This window comes from Cytobacillus firmus NBRC 15306, assembly GCF_001591465.1.
Classification (GTDB): domain Bacteria; phylum Bacillota; class Bacilli; order Bacillales; family Cytobacillaceae; genus Cytobacillus; species Cytobacillus firmus.
This window is the reverse complement of sequence record NZ_BCUY01000078.1, coordinates 1-17173: the sequence shown is the minus strand read 5'-3', so window position 1 is coordinate 17173 and position 17173 is coordinate 1. Positions and strand designations below refer to the sequence as shown.

Annotated in this window: 12 protein-coding genes, 5 pseudogenes and 1 riboswitch; of the genes and pseudogenes, 11 read left to right on the top strand and 6 right to left on the bottom strand. The window is 40.2% G+C overall.

All coding sequences use genetic code 11. The features are described from left to right. The first annotated feature begins 319 nt into the window (after window positions 1-319). Window positions 320-748, top strand: coding sequence for a cell wall hydrolase (locus BFI01S_RS17470; RefSeq protein ID WP_061793750.1), 429 nt, complete (start codon window positions 320-322; stop codon window positions 746-748). Window positions 749-979: 231 nt separating this feature from the next. Here the strand turns inward: BFI01S_RS17470 and BFI01S_RS17465 are convergent, their stop codons facing one another. Beyond that, complete coding sequence (locus BFI01S_RS17465; protein WP_061793749.1) at window positions 980-1687, bottom strand: tyrosine-type recombinase/integrase; 708 nt, start codon at window positions 1685-1687, stop codon at window positions 980-982. After that, a pseudogene (locus BFI01S_RS17460) lies at window positions 1684-4408 on the bottom strand (Tn3 family transposase). Before BFI01S_RS17460 ends, BFI01S_RS17465 begins: the two are co-directional and overlap by 4 nt. A gap of 213 nt (window positions 4409-4621) precedes the next feature. Beyond that, window positions 4622-4732: riboswitch (TPP riboswitch) on the top strand. A 93-nt stretch (window positions 4733-4825) separates the two neighbouring features. Between BFI01S_RS17460 and BFI01S_RS17455 the strand changes: the two are divergent. The 3 genes and pseudogenes from BFI01S_RS17455 to BFI01S_RS24110 form a co-directional block, all read left to right on the top strand. Next, the gene (locus tag BFI01S_RS17455) at window positions 4826-5281 is read left to right on the top strand and encodes a nucleoside 2-deoxyribosyltransferase (RefSeq protein WP_061793748.1); all 456 of its coding nucleotides are present in this window, start codon (window positions 4826-4828) and stop codon (window positions 5279-5281) included. A 12-nt stretch (window positions 5282-5293) separates the two neighbouring features. Then, window positions 5294-6151 carry a thymidylate synthase gene (locus BFI01S_RS17450; RefSeq protein ID WP_235831223.1) on the top strand — a complete coding sequence of 286 codons (858 nt, stop codon included), beginning with the start codon at window positions 5294-5296 and terminating at the stop codon, window positions 6149-6151. 178 nt (window positions 6152-6329) lie between these two features. Further along, window positions 6330-6602, top strand: a pseudogene (locus tag BFI01S_RS24110) (class I SAM-dependent methyltransferase); the annotation flags it as partial. A 27-nt stretch (window positions 6603-6629) separates the two neighbouring features. Here BFI01S_RS24110 and BFI01S_RS24105 read toward each other — a convergent pair. Then, window positions 6630-7010, bottom strand: a pseudogene (locus BFI01S_RS24105) (Glu/Leu/Phe/Val dehydrogenase dimerization domain-containing protein); the annotation flags it as partial. A gap of 171 nt (window positions 7011-7181) precedes the next feature. Between BFI01S_RS24105 and gltC the strand changes: the two are divergent. Continuing rightward, window positions 7182-8084 (top strand): glutamate biosynthesis transcriptional regulator GltC, encoded by a 903-nt coding sequence (gltC, locus tag BFI01S_RS17440; protein ID WP_061793746.1) that lies wholly within the window; start codon window positions 7182-7184, stop codon window positions 8082-8084. A gap of 319 nt (window positions 8085-8403) precedes the next feature. Further along, window positions 8404-8538: a hypothetical protein gene (locus tag BFI01S_RS24420; RefSeq protein ID WP_268875343.1), complete on the top strand. Its 135-nt coding sequence runs from the start codon at window positions 8404-8406 to the stop codon at window positions 8536-8538. Between the two features lie 51 nt (window positions 8539-8589). Here BFI01S_RS24420 and BFI01S_RS17435 read toward each other — a convergent pair whose 3' ends face one another. Further along, the gene (locus tag BFI01S_RS17435; RefSeq protein ID WP_061793745.1) at window positions 8590-9768 is read right to left on the bottom strand and encodes an MFS transporter; all 1179 of its coding nucleotides are present in this window, start codon (window positions 9766-9768) and stop codon (window positions 8590-8592) included. A 72-nt stretch (window positions 9769-9840) separates the two neighbouring features. Here BFI01S_RS17435 and yeiL point away from each other — a divergent pair, with 72 nt between their 5' ends. Continuing rightward, window positions 9841-10518: a transcriptional regulator YeiL gene (gene yeiL / locus BFI01S_RS17430; protein ID WP_061793744.1), complete on the top strand. Its 678-nt coding sequence runs from the start codon at window positions 9841-9843 to the stop codon at window positions 10516-10518. Here yeiL and BFI01S_RS24100 read toward each other — a convergent pair. Further along, window positions 10517-10750 (bottom strand): annotated as a pseudogene (locus BFI01S_RS24100) (guanine deaminase); the annotation flags it as partial. The gene yeiL and the pseudogene BFI01S_RS24100 overlap by 2 nt on opposite strands. Before the next feature lie 2 nt (window positions 10751-10752). Between BFI01S_RS24100 and BFI01S_RS17425 the strand changes: the two are divergent. The 4 genes and pseudogenes from BFI01S_RS17425 to aspA form a co-directional block, all read left to right on the top strand. Then, window positions 10753-11077 (top strand): annotated as a pseudogene (locus tag BFI01S_RS17425) (hypothetical protein); the annotation flags it as partial. Window positions 11078-11358: 281 nt separating this feature from the next. Next, on the top strand, window positions 11359-12288 hold the full coding sequence (locus BFI01S_RS17420) for an L-lactate dehydrogenase (RefSeq protein WP_061793742.1): 930 nt from the start codon (window positions 11359-11361) through the stop codon (window positions 12286-12288). A 35-nt stretch (window positions 12289-12323) separates the two neighbouring features. Next, complete coding sequence (locus tag BFI01S_RS17415) at window positions 12324-13895, top strand: L-lactate permease (protein WP_061793741.1); 1572 nt, start codon at window positions 12324-12326, stop codon at window positions 13893-13895. A gap of 228 nt (window positions 13896-14123) precedes the next feature. Next, complete coding sequence (aspA, locus tag BFI01S_RS17410) at window positions 14124-15554, top strand: aspartate ammonia-lyase (RefSeq protein ID WP_061793740.1); 1431 nt, start codon at window positions 14124-14126, stop codon at window positions 15552-15554. 117 nt (window positions 15555-15671) lie between these two features. Here the strand turns inward: aspA and gnd are convergent, their stop codons facing one another. Then, complete coding sequence (gnd, locus tag BFI01S_RS17405) at window positions 15672-17078, bottom strand: decarboxylating NADP(+)-dependent phosphogluconate dehydrogenase (RefSeq protein WP_061793751.1); 1407 nt, start codon at window positions 17076-17078, stop codon at window positions 15672-15674. Window positions 17079-17173: the final 95 nt, after the last annotated feature.

Genomic DNA, 17173 nt, shown 5'->3' with positions numbered 1-17173 from the left:
AGTAAGAACGGGGATCGTTCCTGAGAAAAATAAAAAATAACCTGGATTACATACGATTTTATACGTTCTTTTGATAATACAAATTTATGATGGGTTGTAATTCGGATTATATGAACTAGTCACAATTAAAAAACCGCATAAATAAATCAAGCATTTGCAAAAGAGGCAAATCTTTTTTGTTCATTATTCATTTTTTAACATGAATTTTCCCCTAACACATTTCAAAAGAATTCCCCTTAATACTATGCCAATCGACTTAAGAAAATTTGTGTATCAGCATAAGTCCTGGATCATATAAATATTAACATGGAGGTGGCGTATGGCAGTAGTAAAGGCTAGTGCATCAGATATTGATCTTTTGGCAAGGTTGCTTAGAGCAGAAGCGGAAGGAGAAGGAAAATTAGGCATGTTGCTCGTTGGAAATGTTGGCATAAATCGAATCCGAGCTGATTGTTCAGATTTTAAAGGGCTAAGAACAATCCCTCAAATGATTTATCAACCTCATGCATTCGAAGCCGTACAAAAAGGTTATTTTTATCAGGCTGCAAGGGAGTCTGAGCGACGTCTTGCACGAAAAGTGATTAAAGGAGAAAGATATTGGCCGGCGAAATTTTCCTTATGGTATTTCAGGCCAACGGGAGATTGTCCGCAAACATGGTATAATCAGCCTTTTGTTGGAAGGTATAAGCTTCATTGCTTTTATGAGCCAACGGGTGAGGAATGTGAAAATGTTTACAATACATTTTAATTCCTTTGAGTCATTTATATAAATTTTATAATTATAGAAATATTCTAAACGATTGACCATTAAAAACGTGTATGAACGAATAGTATATTCATTTATAGTTTGAACTGACCTAGCCAAATGAGACAAATATAAAACACCTTACCGTATTTAATTTAACATTTTTTAACTAATTTGAAATTGGTTCTTTAGGGGTAGCAACAGCGTAACTGTCATTACCCGCAATAAGATGTATTAAATTGGAAAATTATTAATGACTTCATTATATTCATTTTGTGCTTCTTCAATTGCCAATCTAGAATAAACCTCGAGTGACTTTCTGCTCTTGTGTCCAGAATAGGGTTGAATTAGCGCATCGTCCACACCTTGCTTTTTTAGCCAAGTTAACAAAAAGTGGCGTAGTTTATGGGGAGATAATGGTTGGGATAGTCCAGCCTTTTCAGAATACTTAGCTAATATTTTACGGATACCCCGATCCGTGTATTTTTTATTCCAAGAAGATTCAAAAAGATAAACAGCATGTTTATTTTCCATATTTGCGCAATGCATCGCCAATAACTCTTTAAAGGAATGTGGGAAAGGGACGACTCTGTCCTTCTTCCCCTTTCCTTGGTTAATCCGGATTTGGTATCTGTCAAAATCTATTTCAGACAGTTTAATATTTATTAATTCGCTTACCCTTACTCCAGTGTAAAGAAGGGTTCTAACAATCATCATGTCTTGAAAGTTTTTAGCTTTCCAGACAACCTCATAATAACGTCGTAACTCCTCTTCTGTTGGGACATAAGGAAGCTTTTCTGTTTTTTTTGGTATATCAACTTCTAATTCATCTCGTAGATGTTGAAAGATCTTTTTTAGATAATCATAGTCCGGTCGTTCACTTCTTAGATATTTAGTAAGCTCTTTCGCTTTCTTTTTGGCTGGAGTTCTATTTAAACTCATGCGGAATCACCTTCTAATTTTATTCGTTCGGTCATATCTAATCTAAAGGTTCCATAGGGGTTAACGTGAGTATAAATCAATGGCGTTAATGCCCGGAAGTCCTCAGTTGTCATCTTATCAAACCAGGTCTTTTCCGATAAGACATTTTGAAGCATTAATGTGTTAATGTACACTAGACAGTTTTGGAGTAAATGAAGGGATAAAACTGCTATTTCTTGATCTTCCAATCGATTTGTCGCTATTTCTCCACCTTTTCCATAGAAGATAAAACTGTTTGCAGAGTTCCAGTTTTCTACAACATTTAACCCCTCATGTATTTCTCTTCTCATTTCCTCTGAATCAAGGTATTCACAAAGGAAAATGGTCTTAATTGCTTTTCCCAGCTCACTTAGAGCTTGATAAGTAGGGTGCTTCATATTATTTCTGGTAAAACGTTTCAGAATCGCTTCAGTTTCTGCAATTCCCAATCGAAGTGCTGTCGCATATTTAACCATTTGATCGTATTGCTGCCTGATCAACTCCCAGTTAATCGGTCTAGTCAATACCGGTTGTAGATTTGGAAAGGAATCAGTCATTCCTACATCTGGTCGATATAATTTTTGACTGTGTATCGATTTTAACCGGGGCATTAACTGAAAGCCCAATAAATGACAAAATGCAAAAGCAACTTCACTTTGGCCATGTGTATCTACATAGTTTTTTTGTACGTCCATATCCGTACAGTGACGAAGTAATCCTTCAATCATTGACGCAACTTCAGAGGATGAACAAGATTTCAACTGAGAATATATACAAGTTGAATTTTTTGACACATGCCAATAGATCATAACACCGCGTCCACGGTACCTTATATGCCATTCGGTCATCAAATTTTGATCCCATGCTCTTTTTTGAATCGTTTTTCGATCAAGAATTTCTCTGTTTCCAACGGTTTTCAGTTGATCTGTAAAATTTACTCTTAAGTCCGTTTCTTTCAATATATCTAGTAAACTCGTCATTGGCCACCGTTTCATAACTTCACCTTTTAGACGTGATAAGTTCATTGGTTCTGGTAACGGTTCATACGGTGAAACGGAGATCCATCCATTTCCTTTCGTAGTGATTCGTACACTTGGATTTTTGGGTATCCTATTGTTTAGTTTTTCTAAAGCCCGCATCACTTCACTTTTAATATTCTCCACAAATGTTTCAGCATCTAGAGGTTTGTTTAACGCTTTATAATTCTCTTCCCGCCTTTCTTCAAAGTCTTGTGGTAAATCTTCATCCGGATTTCGGTAACGATCAGAACCTTCTACCCATATTTCCTTACAACGGAGCCTGTCTCGTAAGGATTGTAATGCACTGATTTCATAATTAATGCGATTAATTCTCTCGTCACTATTTTCATCTTTTTCAATAATTAGGCTCCTCCATACTGAGCGAATAACACCATCTATTGGGATATCCTCGGTTGTAGGAAAATAATGCATACCAGAATCCGAATAGGATTTAATTAGATCTAAAGCCTTAATGACAGGACGGTGAACTTCATTATTAGAACAAAACGTTAAAGTGTTTAAAATAGGAGGAACCATACGACGGTAATGCGTACTATAAGATGAACGTATTACCGTATGTACTTTTTCTCTGTACGCTAGTCCTGTATGTTTAAATTCTTTTACTAAATCTTTTAACGTTTGTTCGCTTACAACAGGATATAATACCTCTTTTATAATTCCATCCGGATTGCTCAAAGCTTGTTCAGCCATATTAAATAGTATCGAAGTTTTGCCACTTACGCGACGTAAGTCATTTAATATCTCTTTTTCTACTTTCCTTTCGGCTCTTACATTAATTCGATGGATGATTTGGATTAAAAGTTCAATCAGGTTATCTGTGATCTCCATATTTCGAAGCCAAAAGAAGGAAGAAAGCAGCGTATAACGAATTGGCTCAGGGTGTCTTCTTAATGCACTAATATCCTCAGTTGCTGTTCGTTGGCGATACTTCCTAATAATCTTAGGTGGGATTTCTTTAAATAGATCATGAGGTAGATTAAGTTGGCGAATGGTACGTAGCTTTTGCAGTTCTTTAAAGACTGTATCTAAACCGACCCGTCCATTTTAATTCATTAAAAGAAAGACTGTCTGTAGGTGAATTTTCTTCAGTGGTATCTTCCATATCTGCTATACTTTCAATCAGTGAATCTAGCTTTGCTAATGTTGGTTTTGATAGTTTATTATACGTAGCATTGAAAAAACGTTGTTCATAAGAATTAACAGCGGAATGAATGAGACGTTCCATCCGATCAAGGGCAGGGGGCTCAATTCCAAGTTCCCGGAATCTTTTGTAGACTTGATCTTCTACAAAGTTCAGTTCATGATTATGATATAGAACAGATTTGCAGAGCCAATCAACCATTTCGTCTATATCCTGTTTTTCAACTTCTCGAAAGCCAAAATAATTACGTATTTCTGTTCGATGATAGCTTATGGTTCTTCCAGTCCAATCATACTGTTCAAAAACATCTGGATTCAAAAATAATTGTTTTGCTAAATAGTGAATTAATGATTTAGGTATTTCATTTTTGTGGTATGGAAATCTTGCTTCATATTGAAAGAATTTAAACAATACAGCAAACCCTAGTTTTGTATCTCCTCTTTTCGTTTGGATCAATTTTAATTCATCAGGCATTAAGGTGAAGTGATCAATTAACTCATCCAATTCCCAATTTCTTTTCAAAATATCTCCTCCTATAAAAAGTTCCGATAATGGTGAGTATCGGAACTATTATTAAAATACAGTATATCTAAATTGACTATATCAAACAATAATCTATTAAATTTCCTTGAAGTTCCGTTCCCAAAAAGGATATCGGAACTTATAGACTATTCAAGATATTTATGTTACGCTTTAGATAGTGTTAAACATTACCAAATACTTTTACAACAAAATAAAAATTACTAGGGGTGCTTTTGTGTTAAAAGCTGAGAAAAGGCTAAAAGTCTTTAACTCTTTGAACCTGATCTGGTTTATACCAGCGTAGGGAAGTGTGAAGCGTTAATAAATAAATTTATTTTATTAAAATGCTATTTGTTAATAAAAACCACTTCCAATTCTCGGAAGTGGTTTTTAATTTTTTATTAGGAGTGATAAGGAATGAGTCAAGGTAAAAAAATGTTTCTAGCAGGTCCCTTTAAAAGTTTGGTTGATTCAAAAACAGGAATAATGGAAAACCATGAAAAACAAAAGTTGTTAAATCTTATATCTTTTTTTGAAACAAAAGGTTTTTCAGTCCATAATGCACATAAGCGTGAAAGTTGGGGGAAAGATTTCATGACACCTGAAGAATGTACAGAAATAGATTTCAAAGAAATCAGTACGTGCGATCTTTTTGTCGCCTTCCCGGGATCACCAGCTTCTCCTGGTACGCATATTGAAATTGGGTGGGCTTCAGCTTTGAACAAACCTATTATTCTATTATTAGAAGAAGGAAAAGACTATGCCTTTTTAATAAAGGGTCTTGGTACTGTCGCTAATGTAACTTTCATCCGTTTTCAAAAAGAAGAAGATTATTTAAGCCAACTTGAAAAACTGTATTTGCAATTCGTTTAGGAGGAGATACATATGCATTACAACAACTTTCATGAAGCCTATATAGAAACATTACATGAAACCTATCACAACCCACAATTTTTCAATGCGCCACGCGGTAATCATAGCCGTGAGAAGCTCAACCATCACTTGAGTATTAAAAACCCTGTAGAACGTGTGTGTTATTTAGCAAGCCGAAAAACGAATATTGTTTTCAATTTTGCGGAAGTTTTATGGTACTTATCTGCAGATAATAGTCTTGATTTTATTGGTTACTATAACAAGAAGATGCCTGAATATTCTATGAACGGAAAGACATTAACAGGTACAGCGTATGGACCAAAAATATTCGAATTTGGGAATGCCAAGGTGAATCAATGGAAACAAATAAAAGATTTATTAACATATGAAGATACTGATTCCAAGCGAGCATTTATGCAGATCTTTGATGCGACTGAACTTGTGGTACCAGACAATATTGATGTTTCTTGCACATTAGGACTACAATTTTTTGTAAGAGAAAATAGACTATATATGGCATCTTTTATGCGTGCAAATGATGCTTTTCGTGGAATCATAAGTGATCTTTTTTCTTTTACTTTTATTCAAGAATTAATGGCAAGAGAGCTTAACCTAGAATTAGGAGAATATTTTCATAATGTTGGCTCCATCCATGTCTATCAACCTGATAATGAATGGACTGAAAAAGTACTCCAAGAAGCTAAATCTGATCTTCAAAAAATGAAGCCTGAGTTTGAATTTCCTAAAATGCCTTCTATGAATAATTGGCCATCGATTGAAACCCTGTTGAAATATGAATCTTTATTAAGAAAAGACCAAGTTAAAATGTCAAGCTTAGATATTGAACAACTAGATTTACCTGAATATTGAAAACAAGTTCTTTTACTTTTTAGTTTATATCAGTACATTGCTTATAAAAGACCAATTGATTTTTCTCTGTATAATAATTTACTACCGGTTTATCAGCATTTTATGATTAATAAATGGCCCTCACATTTCAAAACAAAAGTAAAATAAATCTATTAGTATAAGGGAGAAACAGTAGATTATGGAGAAAAATTCTTTTAAAGAAGGAACTATTGCTAATAAATTTGATGCTTACAATGATATTCTTGAACAAACTTTAGGATTTCGTTTTGTCTTCCAAACTTTTATCTCAAATCCTGATGTAAAAAATATACTTGACTATGGGTGTGGACCAGGGAAAGTAGCTTATAGATTGGCTGAGAGTACCGACCTAAACATTATTGCCGTAGATGAATCAAAAGAAATGCTCGATATTGCTTCTGAAAAACGAACTCATCCAGAGGTGGATTATCATTTGATTCAAAATGATCGCTTATCTTTTCTTAAAAATTTGTTCAAAGCCCAGAAATTTGATGATGCTGGCATTTACAGAAGGATGGAATCGCAAGCCGCCCTTGTAGGGACCGATTGCGCTATTGAATTGTACCCGGAAGCCGCGATTCACCTGTACTTTTCCCTGATCATCCACCCAGGGGACTCTAAAGGTGATCACTCTTTCAGGTTCCGCTATTCTGTCAAGAATACTTTGCTCCATGTATACGGGGTTTTTCTCAAATACTGGAACGAGTGAATCAAATACTTCTTTAACAACCTGATGAAATTCACTTTCATTAGGATTGCGCTTTTTGACTGTTTCGAATACCGCCTGAACATAATCCTCCGCCTGTATTCGCTTCTCATTAATTTCTGTTAGTGCAGTCATACTGCCAATGGCCCTCCCTTTAAGTCCAAATCAAATCCTTCAATAATTTCCAATTATTCAAAAATTGTATGATTCTTTCATTTTATAGTTGTAAATCAATCTAAACAATATGAAAATTAGATAATATTGATGCCAAAATTAGATGAATGGCAGAAGGGAGGTAAAAATCACATGGAATTAAGGCAGATTAAATACTTTATTGAAGTGGCGAAAAGAGAACATGTGACAGATGCGGCCTTAGCTTTACATGTGGCACAATCTGCTGTGAGCAGACAGATTTTCAACCTTGAATCAGAGCTGGGGGTGAATTTGTTTATCCGTGAAGGAAGGAACGTAAAATTGACGCCGATCGGCAAACTATTTTTAGAACAGATGGAAGAAGCCATAAAGGTAATCGATAATGCCAAACGGCAAGTCAGAGAGTATCTGGATCCGGAGCATGGCAGAATACGTTTCGGCTTCCCAAGCAGTCTGGCACTATATACGCTGCCTTCCATCATATCTGCTTTCCGCGTGCGCTATCCTCATGTGAAGTTTGAACTGAAACAGAGCGCTTATCATGATTTAATCAGCGGAGTGGCGGAAGGAGAAATCGATATGGCTTTGATTGGCCCTCTCCCTAAGAAAGAGAAAAAGGTTAAAGGTGATATTTTATTCACTGAGAAAATGGTCGCTTTGGTTCCTGCTGTCCACCCTTTAGCAGACAAATCTTTATTAAATCTGAACCACTTGAAAGATGAATCCTTTATCTTGTTTCCTAAGGGGTATGTCTTGCGTGAATTATTCGATGATGCTTGCAGTCAGCATGGCTTTCAGCCTAAAGTGTCATTTGAAGGCGATGATATTGATACGATTAAAGGTTTGGTCTCAGCAGGTCTGGGGCTGACGCTTGTTCCGGAATCTACATTGGTTGACAGCCTGCCGCGTTCCACAGTAAGACTGCCTGTCATGCCACAGATTACCCGTGCGGTAGGAATCATTATTCCAAGTGAACGCCAGCTGCTGCCCACGGAGAAACTATTTTATCAATTTATTCGTGATTTCTTTGCCGTTTTGGACCAATCCAAAAACTGACAAAGCCATAACAGGTGTCTTTATCACGCCGGAGACCAGATTTTATTAGGGGAATTTGAAAAGGGCTTCCACCTGAGAATATATATTTTTGGTCTTCACTTGGAGGATTTCTCTGCTGATTGAGCGGATTAAGCAGGACCAGGAGCATAAGGTGATATATTTAAGCTTTGAGCCTGAGAACCATCTCGCGAAGGGGCTATATGAAAAACTCGGCTTTAAAGCCGATGACCGGGTTATTGATGGGGAATGTTTATAAATTGGCGTATTAATTAAAAGAGCTCCTGCTGAGGGAGCTCTTTCTATGAAAGGAGGCGGCCAGATGTTTAAGAAAAAAATATTGCTTATCCTGATGATTATTTTGCTGATTGCAGGCTTGCTTGATCTTAAGTATGAAGGACTGTTCTTTCAGCTGCTGCCGGAGTCCATTCAATCGAAACTGGTTCAAATTTTTTAAGCGGCTGCTTTTCATCCGGATAAGCTTGGAAAAAGCAGCATCCCCGAACCGTTAACCTGTCAATTTGTCTGCCGCTGTTTCCTTCCGATCGGCAAATTTACTGTAAATAAGCGCCATAACCAATGCTGGTACAGTACAAACCACCATTCCGATAAACGCGTATCTTGGTTCCATTTCATACAGATACCCGCCGAAAATGGTGAAAAGAGCCGTGCTCCAGCTGAGGGCGAGTGCCGAGTAGACCCCTTGAGTAATGGGCACCTGTTCATGAGGAACATATTTAATTAAATATTTCATGAAGGCGTAATGTGCCATGGCAAAAGAGAAGGCATGCAATATCTGGCTAATGCTGAACACAATGACATGCGGGAAGGCAAATACGAGAACCCAGCGGGCTGTGGAGCCCAATGCTGCCAGTGCCAGTAATGAACCGATTGAAAACTTCCGGAAAGTCCGGTCCGCAATGAAAAAGAAAAGAATTTCTGCAATCACGCCTATATTAATAATGGCGCCGATTAAATATTTTGGTGCTTGAATTTCCTGTAAGTAGATATAACCATAATTATAATAGGAAGCATGCGCTGCCTGCAGCAGAATCACAATGATGAGCACAAGGCCGAAGTGTCTGATGCTGAATAATTTCCTTATGGCTCCTTTGGTCTGGCCGGGTTTCGGTTTTTCAGATAGTACTGCAGGTGTATTCATGAAACCAAGACAAAGGACTACAAGCATGCCGAGTAATAACGCCCAGAAAATGGCCTCATCTCCGAACCCTCCAGTAAAGAAGGTAAGAATCATACCGGACACAACGAATCCGATCGATCCCCAGGAGCGGCTTTTTCCATAATCCTTTAATTGTTTGTTTTGGACAAGAATACCCGCAGCGCTATCCAGTGCAGGCATCAGTGCCGGATAAAAGAAATGCAATAGCAGCGTTACCAGCAGAAGGCTGGCAAAAGAGTCGGCCGGAATATAGCAGAGAATGGCGATCAGGGTACCGGCTGCCATCCCGTTCAGCAGGGTTCTGCTGCTGAATTTTCCTGATAAATAGGGAAAAGCAAAAAGTGTGGCAAGTCCCCGTACCGCCAGGCCCAAGCTCATGATCAAACTAGCCTGTGAAACCGTCATTCCCTTTATATGGATCATCCACCCCGTCCAATAAGGCAGGAAAATGCCCCAGGTCATAAAAAAGCTGAAAAACTGCCTGCTCATCCAGCTTTGTGTCTTCATAAAAATCCCTCCCGATATTTGCATGATATCAGGAAGCTTCGTACAATAATATGAGATATCTCATATTTCGGGGTGGATGATGGAAACGTACAAAGGGAAAAAAGACAGCATTACCTGGAGACGCACTCTATATCCCATTTATTTTCTTTTCCGATTGAGGAGTTTATGGAAGTGCGGGAATATAAGCGGGATGAATGGATTATACGCGAGGGCATGAGGCCGGATTATTTATATTATGTCATCGAGGGAAAAGCCAAGATTTACGTGACATATCAAAATGGGAAGGTATCTTTGATTAATTTTATCAATGCTCATGATTATATCGGGGAAATGGAGCTTTTGCATGAAGTGTACTATACAAAGGGGATTCAGGCCTCAGCGAAGACAGTCTGTTTTGAGATTCCCCTGCACCATTACCGCAAAAAGCTCCTTGAAGACACGACCTTTCTCCGGGAGCTCACCAAGTTTCTAAGCGTGAAAGCAACCAAAATGGCTGAAAAGTACTCACAGGGCCTATCCTTTCCGCTTGAAAACCGGCTGGCCGATTTCATCCTGCAAACCGCTGATGGGGATGTTTATAAAGAGAAACATGTAACTGTCTGTGACTTTTTAGGAGTATCCTACCGTCATCTCCTGCATGTTCTTGTGCAATTTTGCGAAAAAGGGTATTTGCAGAAGGAAGGACGCCATTACCATATTCGGCAGCCGGACGATTTGCACAGGCTTGCGGATGTGCTGAAGAATGAGTAAGGGGCAGGCTTGCCCCCGGCATTTTCGTATCGACAATTTGAACGTCCCATGCATAGTTCTCCTGAATTCGCCCAATTGGCAGACTCAAGCTTTCTCCGCCGCCTGCTGTAGCCAGGTAAAAGGCTTCATGGATGGAAATCCGTGAAGCCGGTACACCACGTTCCCCGGCAGGAAGATCCGGATTTACTCCGTCTTCCAGCATTCTGGAAGAGACAACAGCCTGTTTGGCATTATGCCTACTTCGCCAATAGCGTGATTCCAATCAGGCGTTTTACCGGGCAAGGGTATTGATATTGGACTCGGGACGGATATTTCAGCTGGCGCGACTCCAATGCCGGATGAGCCTTTTATTGAATTCCAGGATACGATTTTTTATCAGGATTTAGATATCGTCCAAAGCCAAAATCCGGAACTTCTTCCGCTGGACTTTCAGGCTGAGCTGCACCTTAAGTCAGACGCCCTTACCATCGCCTATCGCAAATGGCTAAATGAGCTTGGTGTGGAGAATGGCACAAACCCCATTCAGGATGAAGTCTGGAAAAAAGTATTAGTGAAATAGTGATCAGTGCCAGCTCCCCGTTTTGCTGCAGCTTACAGGGGGCTGGCACTTCCTATGCACTCCTTTTTTATAAGAAATTTTGGAGGAAAGACTTGCGCAAAAACAATTGCACTGATATATTTTATATGTGAAGTATTTCACAAGTAGTTATATCAGTATTTTTTTATATAAGTATGTGAATTAATTCACGTAAATGAATCCATTCAAATAAAATGAAATGAATAGGGTTTTTTGTGAAATCATGTGAAATTATTCACAAATAATTATTGGAGGAACTCATTATGAATCTAACATTAGGAAACAAAATTGTATTAGTAGGAAATGGCGCTGTAGGATCAAGCTATGCTTATGCCTTATTAAATCAGGGCCTATGTGATGAGTTAATCATTATTGATGTAAATGAGGAGAAAGCAAAAGGAGATGTCATGGATTTAAACCACGGCATTGCCTATGCTCCATCAGCTATGACGATTAAATTTGGTTCTTATGAGGATTGTAAGGATGCTGCTCTCGTAGTGGTCTGTGCAGGGGCAGCACAAAAACCTGGGGAAACCCGCCTGGATCTCGTGAATAAAAACGTTAAGATCTTCAAATCCATTGTAGAGAGCATTATGGACTCTGGATTTAATGGGATTTTCTTAGTTGCAGCAAATCCAGTTGATATCTTATCTTATGCAACCTGGAAATTCTCCGGCTTGCCTAAAGAAAGAATTATCGGATCTGGAACCATACTGGATTCTGCCAGGTTCCGCTACCTATTGGGGAAAGAATTTGATACAGCAGCCGTAAGTGTTCATGGATATATTATCGGTGAACATGGCGACTCCCAATTCCCGGTATGGAGCTTCGCTAATATTGCCGGAACACCGGTAGCAGAGAGGTTAACAGAGGAAAGAAAAGAAGAAATCGCTGTTCATGTCCGGGATGCTGCATATGAAATCATTAACGCAAAAGGTGCTACCTACTATGGAATTGCGATGGGGATGGTCAGAATAACAAAAGCCATCTTACGAAATGAGAACGTGGTATTGCCGGTTGGAGCATTGTTAGAAGGGGAATATGGCCACAGTGATGTGTTTGTCGGAATTCCGTCTCTTATCACAAGAAACGGTGTCAAGAATATTGTTGAGCTGTCATTGACCGAGGATGAGAAAAGGAAGCTGGCTAAATCTGTTCAAACCTTAAAAGATATCCAAAATTCAGCATTATGACGAGTTGACATCTTAGATCCAAAGGAGCAGATCCTATGTTAGTGGAAACATTCAATCCTTTTCATAACCTGGCTATTTCCTCCCTGGTGGCAGCTATACCGATCCTGTTATTTCTGATTTGCTTGACGGTATTGAAAATGAAGGGTATTCATGCAGCGCTAGTAAACTTAGCTGTCACTTTTTTCATTGTGCTAGTCATCTTTAAATTGCCATTCGGAGAATCGGCAGGAAGTGTTATTCAAGGTGCTGCATCGGGAATTTGGCCAATTGGCTGGATTATTGTCATGGCTGTTTGGCTATATAAAATTTCGGTGGCATCAGGCAAGTTTGATATTTTGCGCGGAAGCATCGCAGGAATTTCCCAGGACCAGCGCATTCAATTTCTTCTGATCGGATTTTGCTTCAATGCCTTTCTCGAAGGAGCTGCCGGCTTCGGCGTACCGATTGCCATTTGTGCTGTGCTGTTAGTGTCACTGGGCTTCAAGCCTTTACAGGCAGCCATGCTCTGTCTCATCGCAAACGGTGCTTCAGGCGCCTTTGGTGCGATTGGAATACCGGTCGGCATTGTCGATACGTTTGGAATTCCAGGGGTTACTTCCATGGATGTGTCAATCATGACAGCTCTGACACTGCCGATTATTAACTTTACCATTCCCTTTTTATTAATATGGCTCATTGACGGGTTTAAAGGAATCAAGGAAATATTCCCGGCTATCTTGATCACAGCTTCGGTGTACACCGTCACACAAGCAATCATTACCGTATTGATAGGACCGGAGCTTGCTGATATTATTCCATCCTTATTAGTAATGGGGGTATTAGCGTTATTTCTGAAAAAGTGGAAGCCAAAGAATATCTTTTTGCTAAATGGGGAAAAGTGTCAATTTGAACAGCATTCCTTGGGTGAAATTATTAGAGCTTGGTCACCATTCTATCTATTGACCCTATTTATTTTAATATGGAGTTTCCCTGCATTTAAAGGTCTTTTTGCTGAAGGGGGGCTGCTGGAGTTCACAGTCATTAACTTCGGTATACCCGGATCTTCTCTTAATGTCAGCATCAGCTTAATTGGAGCAACAGGCACAGCAATCTTATTGGCAGGCTTAACGACAATCGCAACGACAAAAGGCATCAATATGGTTGAAGGCTTCAAGCTTCTTAAAAAGACGGTTTCAGAGTTTTGGATCCCGATTATCATGATTTGTGCCATTATCGGAATTTCAAAACTCATGACGTACGGTGGAATGACTGTCACTTTGGGGGAGGCCGTTGCGACAACCGGAAAAATATTTCCGCTGCTGTCACCGCTCTTAGGCTGGATTGGGGTGTTCATGACAGGATCTGTCGTGAACAATAACACTTTATTTGCTCCAATCCAGGCGACAGCTGGTCATGTGATCGGAACCAGCTCCTCCTTATTGCTTTCTGCCAATACGGCAGGAGGCGTGATGGCAAAGCTGATTTCCCCTCAGTCCATCGCCATTGCCACAGCTGCTGTTGGCGAGACAGGAAAAGAAGCAGATTTAACGAAAATGACATTGAAATATAGCTTTGGATTGCTGGTATTTGTTTGTATTTGGACATTGATATTGTCTTTATTTTTCTAATTTCCTCATAACAAAAGAGACAGGCTCTGCTGATCCTGTCTCTTTTCTCTTTTTTGAAAGCCTCGAACTTTCCTTCACCAAGCTTTCAGGCATAAACGGAAATCAGCCGCTTTTTTTACTTATCCGTAACCATTGCTTATTCCTTTTTTCCGGATTATAGTGTATACGAAGGATAAGTCATTACAAAACCTATATATCAGAATGGTCTATATAAAGGAGAAGACGATTATGCTAGCAGCAAAGAACAGCTACAGAATTGAAAAAGATTTTCTAGGCTCTAAGGAGGTTCCCGCTGATGCCTATTATGGTGTTCAGACGCTTCGTGCGGTAGAGAACTTTCCGATTACAGGCTACCGGATTCATCCGGAGTTAATCAAGGCAATGGCCATCGTAAAAAAAGCAGCGGCCATGGCGAATATGGAAGTTAAGCGCCTTTACTCAGGAATCGGAGATCCGATCGTACAGGCTGCGGATGAAATGATTGAAGGACTTTGGCATGATCAGGTGATTGTGGACCCAATCCAGGGCGGTGCCGGAACGTCCATTAATATGAATATTAACGAAATCATTGCGAACCGTGCGATTGAAATCATGGGCCATGAAAAGGGCGATTATTCTCATTGCAGCCCTAATACCCATGTTAATATGTCGCAGTCGACGAATGATGCTTTTCCGACAGCAATGCACATCTCAGTGTTAAATCTGCTGGATCAATTAATCCTGACAATGGAAAGTATGCACTCTGCTTTCCTTGAGAAATCAAAGGAATTCAGCCATGTGATTAAAATGGGACGGACTCATCTGCAGGATGCTGTTCCAATTAGGCTTGGCCAGGAATTTGAAGCCTACAGCCGCGTTATTGCACGCGACATCAAGCGCATTCAGCAATCCAAACAGCACTTATATGAATTGAACATGGGGGCAACAGCAGTCGGTACAGGACTGAATGCCATCCCGAAATACATTGATTTAGTGGTGAAGCATATTGCCGACATCAGCGGCCTGCCATTTAAAGGGGCAGAACATCTTGTTGATGCCACTCAAAATACGGATTCTTATACAGAAGTCTCCGGAGCACTGAAAATCTGCATGATCAATATGTCCAAAATCGCAAATGACCTTCGTTTAATGGCGTCTGGTCCAAGAGCGGGCCTTGGCGAAATCTCGCTGCCGGCAAGACAGCCGGGCTCATCCATTATGCCTGGTAAAGTAAACCCTGTTCTTCCGGAACTGATCAATCAGGTTGCCTTCCAGGTCATCGGGAACGACAACACGATCTCCCTTGCATCAGAAGCCGGACAGCTGGAACTGAACGTCATGGAGCCAGTCCTGATCTTTAACCTTCTGCAATCGATCAGCATTATGAACAATGCGTTCAATACGTTTACAGAGCATTGTGTAAAAGGAATCGAAGCCAATGAAGAAAGAATGAGGGACTATGTTGAAAAGAGTGTCGGCATCATTACTGCCGTCAACCCTCACCTTGGTTATGAAGTCGTATCCAGAATCGCCAGAGAAGCGATTTTAACAGGCCGTTCCATTAGGGAACTGTGCCTGAAATATGATGTTCTGACAGAAGAAGAACTCGATTTAATCCTCGATCCATATGAAATGACGGATCCTGGCATTGCAGGCGCTGCGCTGCTTGAAAGAGATTAAGGCAAACAAAAAACGCTTGTCCCCGCAATAGGGGGGCAAGCGTTTTTTAACTGTCTAGCTCAGGCGCCATCGGCTCGAGGTCATAAGCCGATAGGCGGGCGCCTTCCGCTTTTCTATCTATTCATTCCAATTAGTGTGGAAAGTTCCCTCCAAATCAGTCCGCTCATACGTATGGGCACCGAAGTAATCACGCTGGGCCTGCAGCAGGCTGGCATTTGATCTTCCATTCCGGTAGCTGTCGTAATAGGAAAGAGAAGAGCTTAGGCATGGCAATGCGATGCCGGATTGAATGCCTTCGCAGACAATTTTGCGCAAGCCTGTCTGGTAGTCCCTGATTCTTTCCGCAAAGTAAGGGGATACCAGGAGGTTTGCCAGGTTCGGCTGCTCCTGGTAGGCTTCACTGATGACATTCAAGAATTCCGCTCTAATGATGCAGCCGTCGCGGAAAATAAGGGCGATATCCTTCAGAGGCAAATTCCAGCCATTTTGCTCGGACGACATTTTATATTGTGTAAATCCTTGTGCATAGGCACACACTTTGCCCATATATAAAGCCTGTCTGATGTATTCAATCCAGGCGTCCTTTTCAAGGGTTATCTGATCCTTCTCAGGACCTGTTAAAAGGGTTTCTGCCGCCACACGCTCATCCTTCAAAGCAGAAATATAGCGTGCGAATAAGGATTCTGTAATGATCGAGGTTGGGATTCCATTATCGATGGCTTGGAGGCTGGTCCATTTGCCGGTTCCTTTTTGCCCGGCTTTATCAAGAATGACATCGATTTGCGGCAGCCCTGTACGCTCATCTTTTTTCCTTAAAATAGCTGCTGTGATCTCGATTAAATAGCTCTTCAGCTCGCCTTGATTCCATGTTTCAAAGATATCCGCTATTTCCTCAACAGATAATTCCAGCTTTTCTCTTAAAAATGTATAGGCCTCAGCAATCAGCTGCATATCTGCATACTCGATTCCGTTATGTACCATTTTGACAAAGTGGCCTGCCCCTTTAGGTCCGATGTAAACACAGCAAGGCATCCCGTCAACCTTTGCAGCGATCTTCGTAAGAATCGGAGCCGCTTTTTCATAGACATCCTGATCACCGCCAGGCATGATGGAAGGCCCTGTTAATGCTCCCACTTCACCGCCTGAAATGCCGATACCCAGATAGCCGATTCCTTTTGCTTTCAGATCATCATATCTTTTTTCCGTATCTTTGAAGTGGGAGTTGCCCCCATCCATGATAACGTCGCCCTCTTCAAGGAAGGGGAGTAAGCTTGCGATAACAGAATCAATGGCTTTTCCAGCCGTCACCATTAAAAAGATCTTTCTCGGTGTTTCCAAAGACTGGACAAAATCCTCTACTTCAAAATAAGGGCTTATAGTTTGACCTTCCAGCTTTTGTACAAGCTGATCGGTTAAATCCCTTGTGTAATTATATACAGCTACTTTCTCGCCGTTATTGGCCATATTTAAAGCGATATTGCTCCCCATTACTCCGAGACCAATAACACCAATTGTATTTAACATAGTTCCTGCTCCTTCATTCAGATTAATAGGCAATGAACCCCTCTTATGAAATAGGGTTTCATTGCCTTAAAGTGTTTATACAAATAAGCTTAACC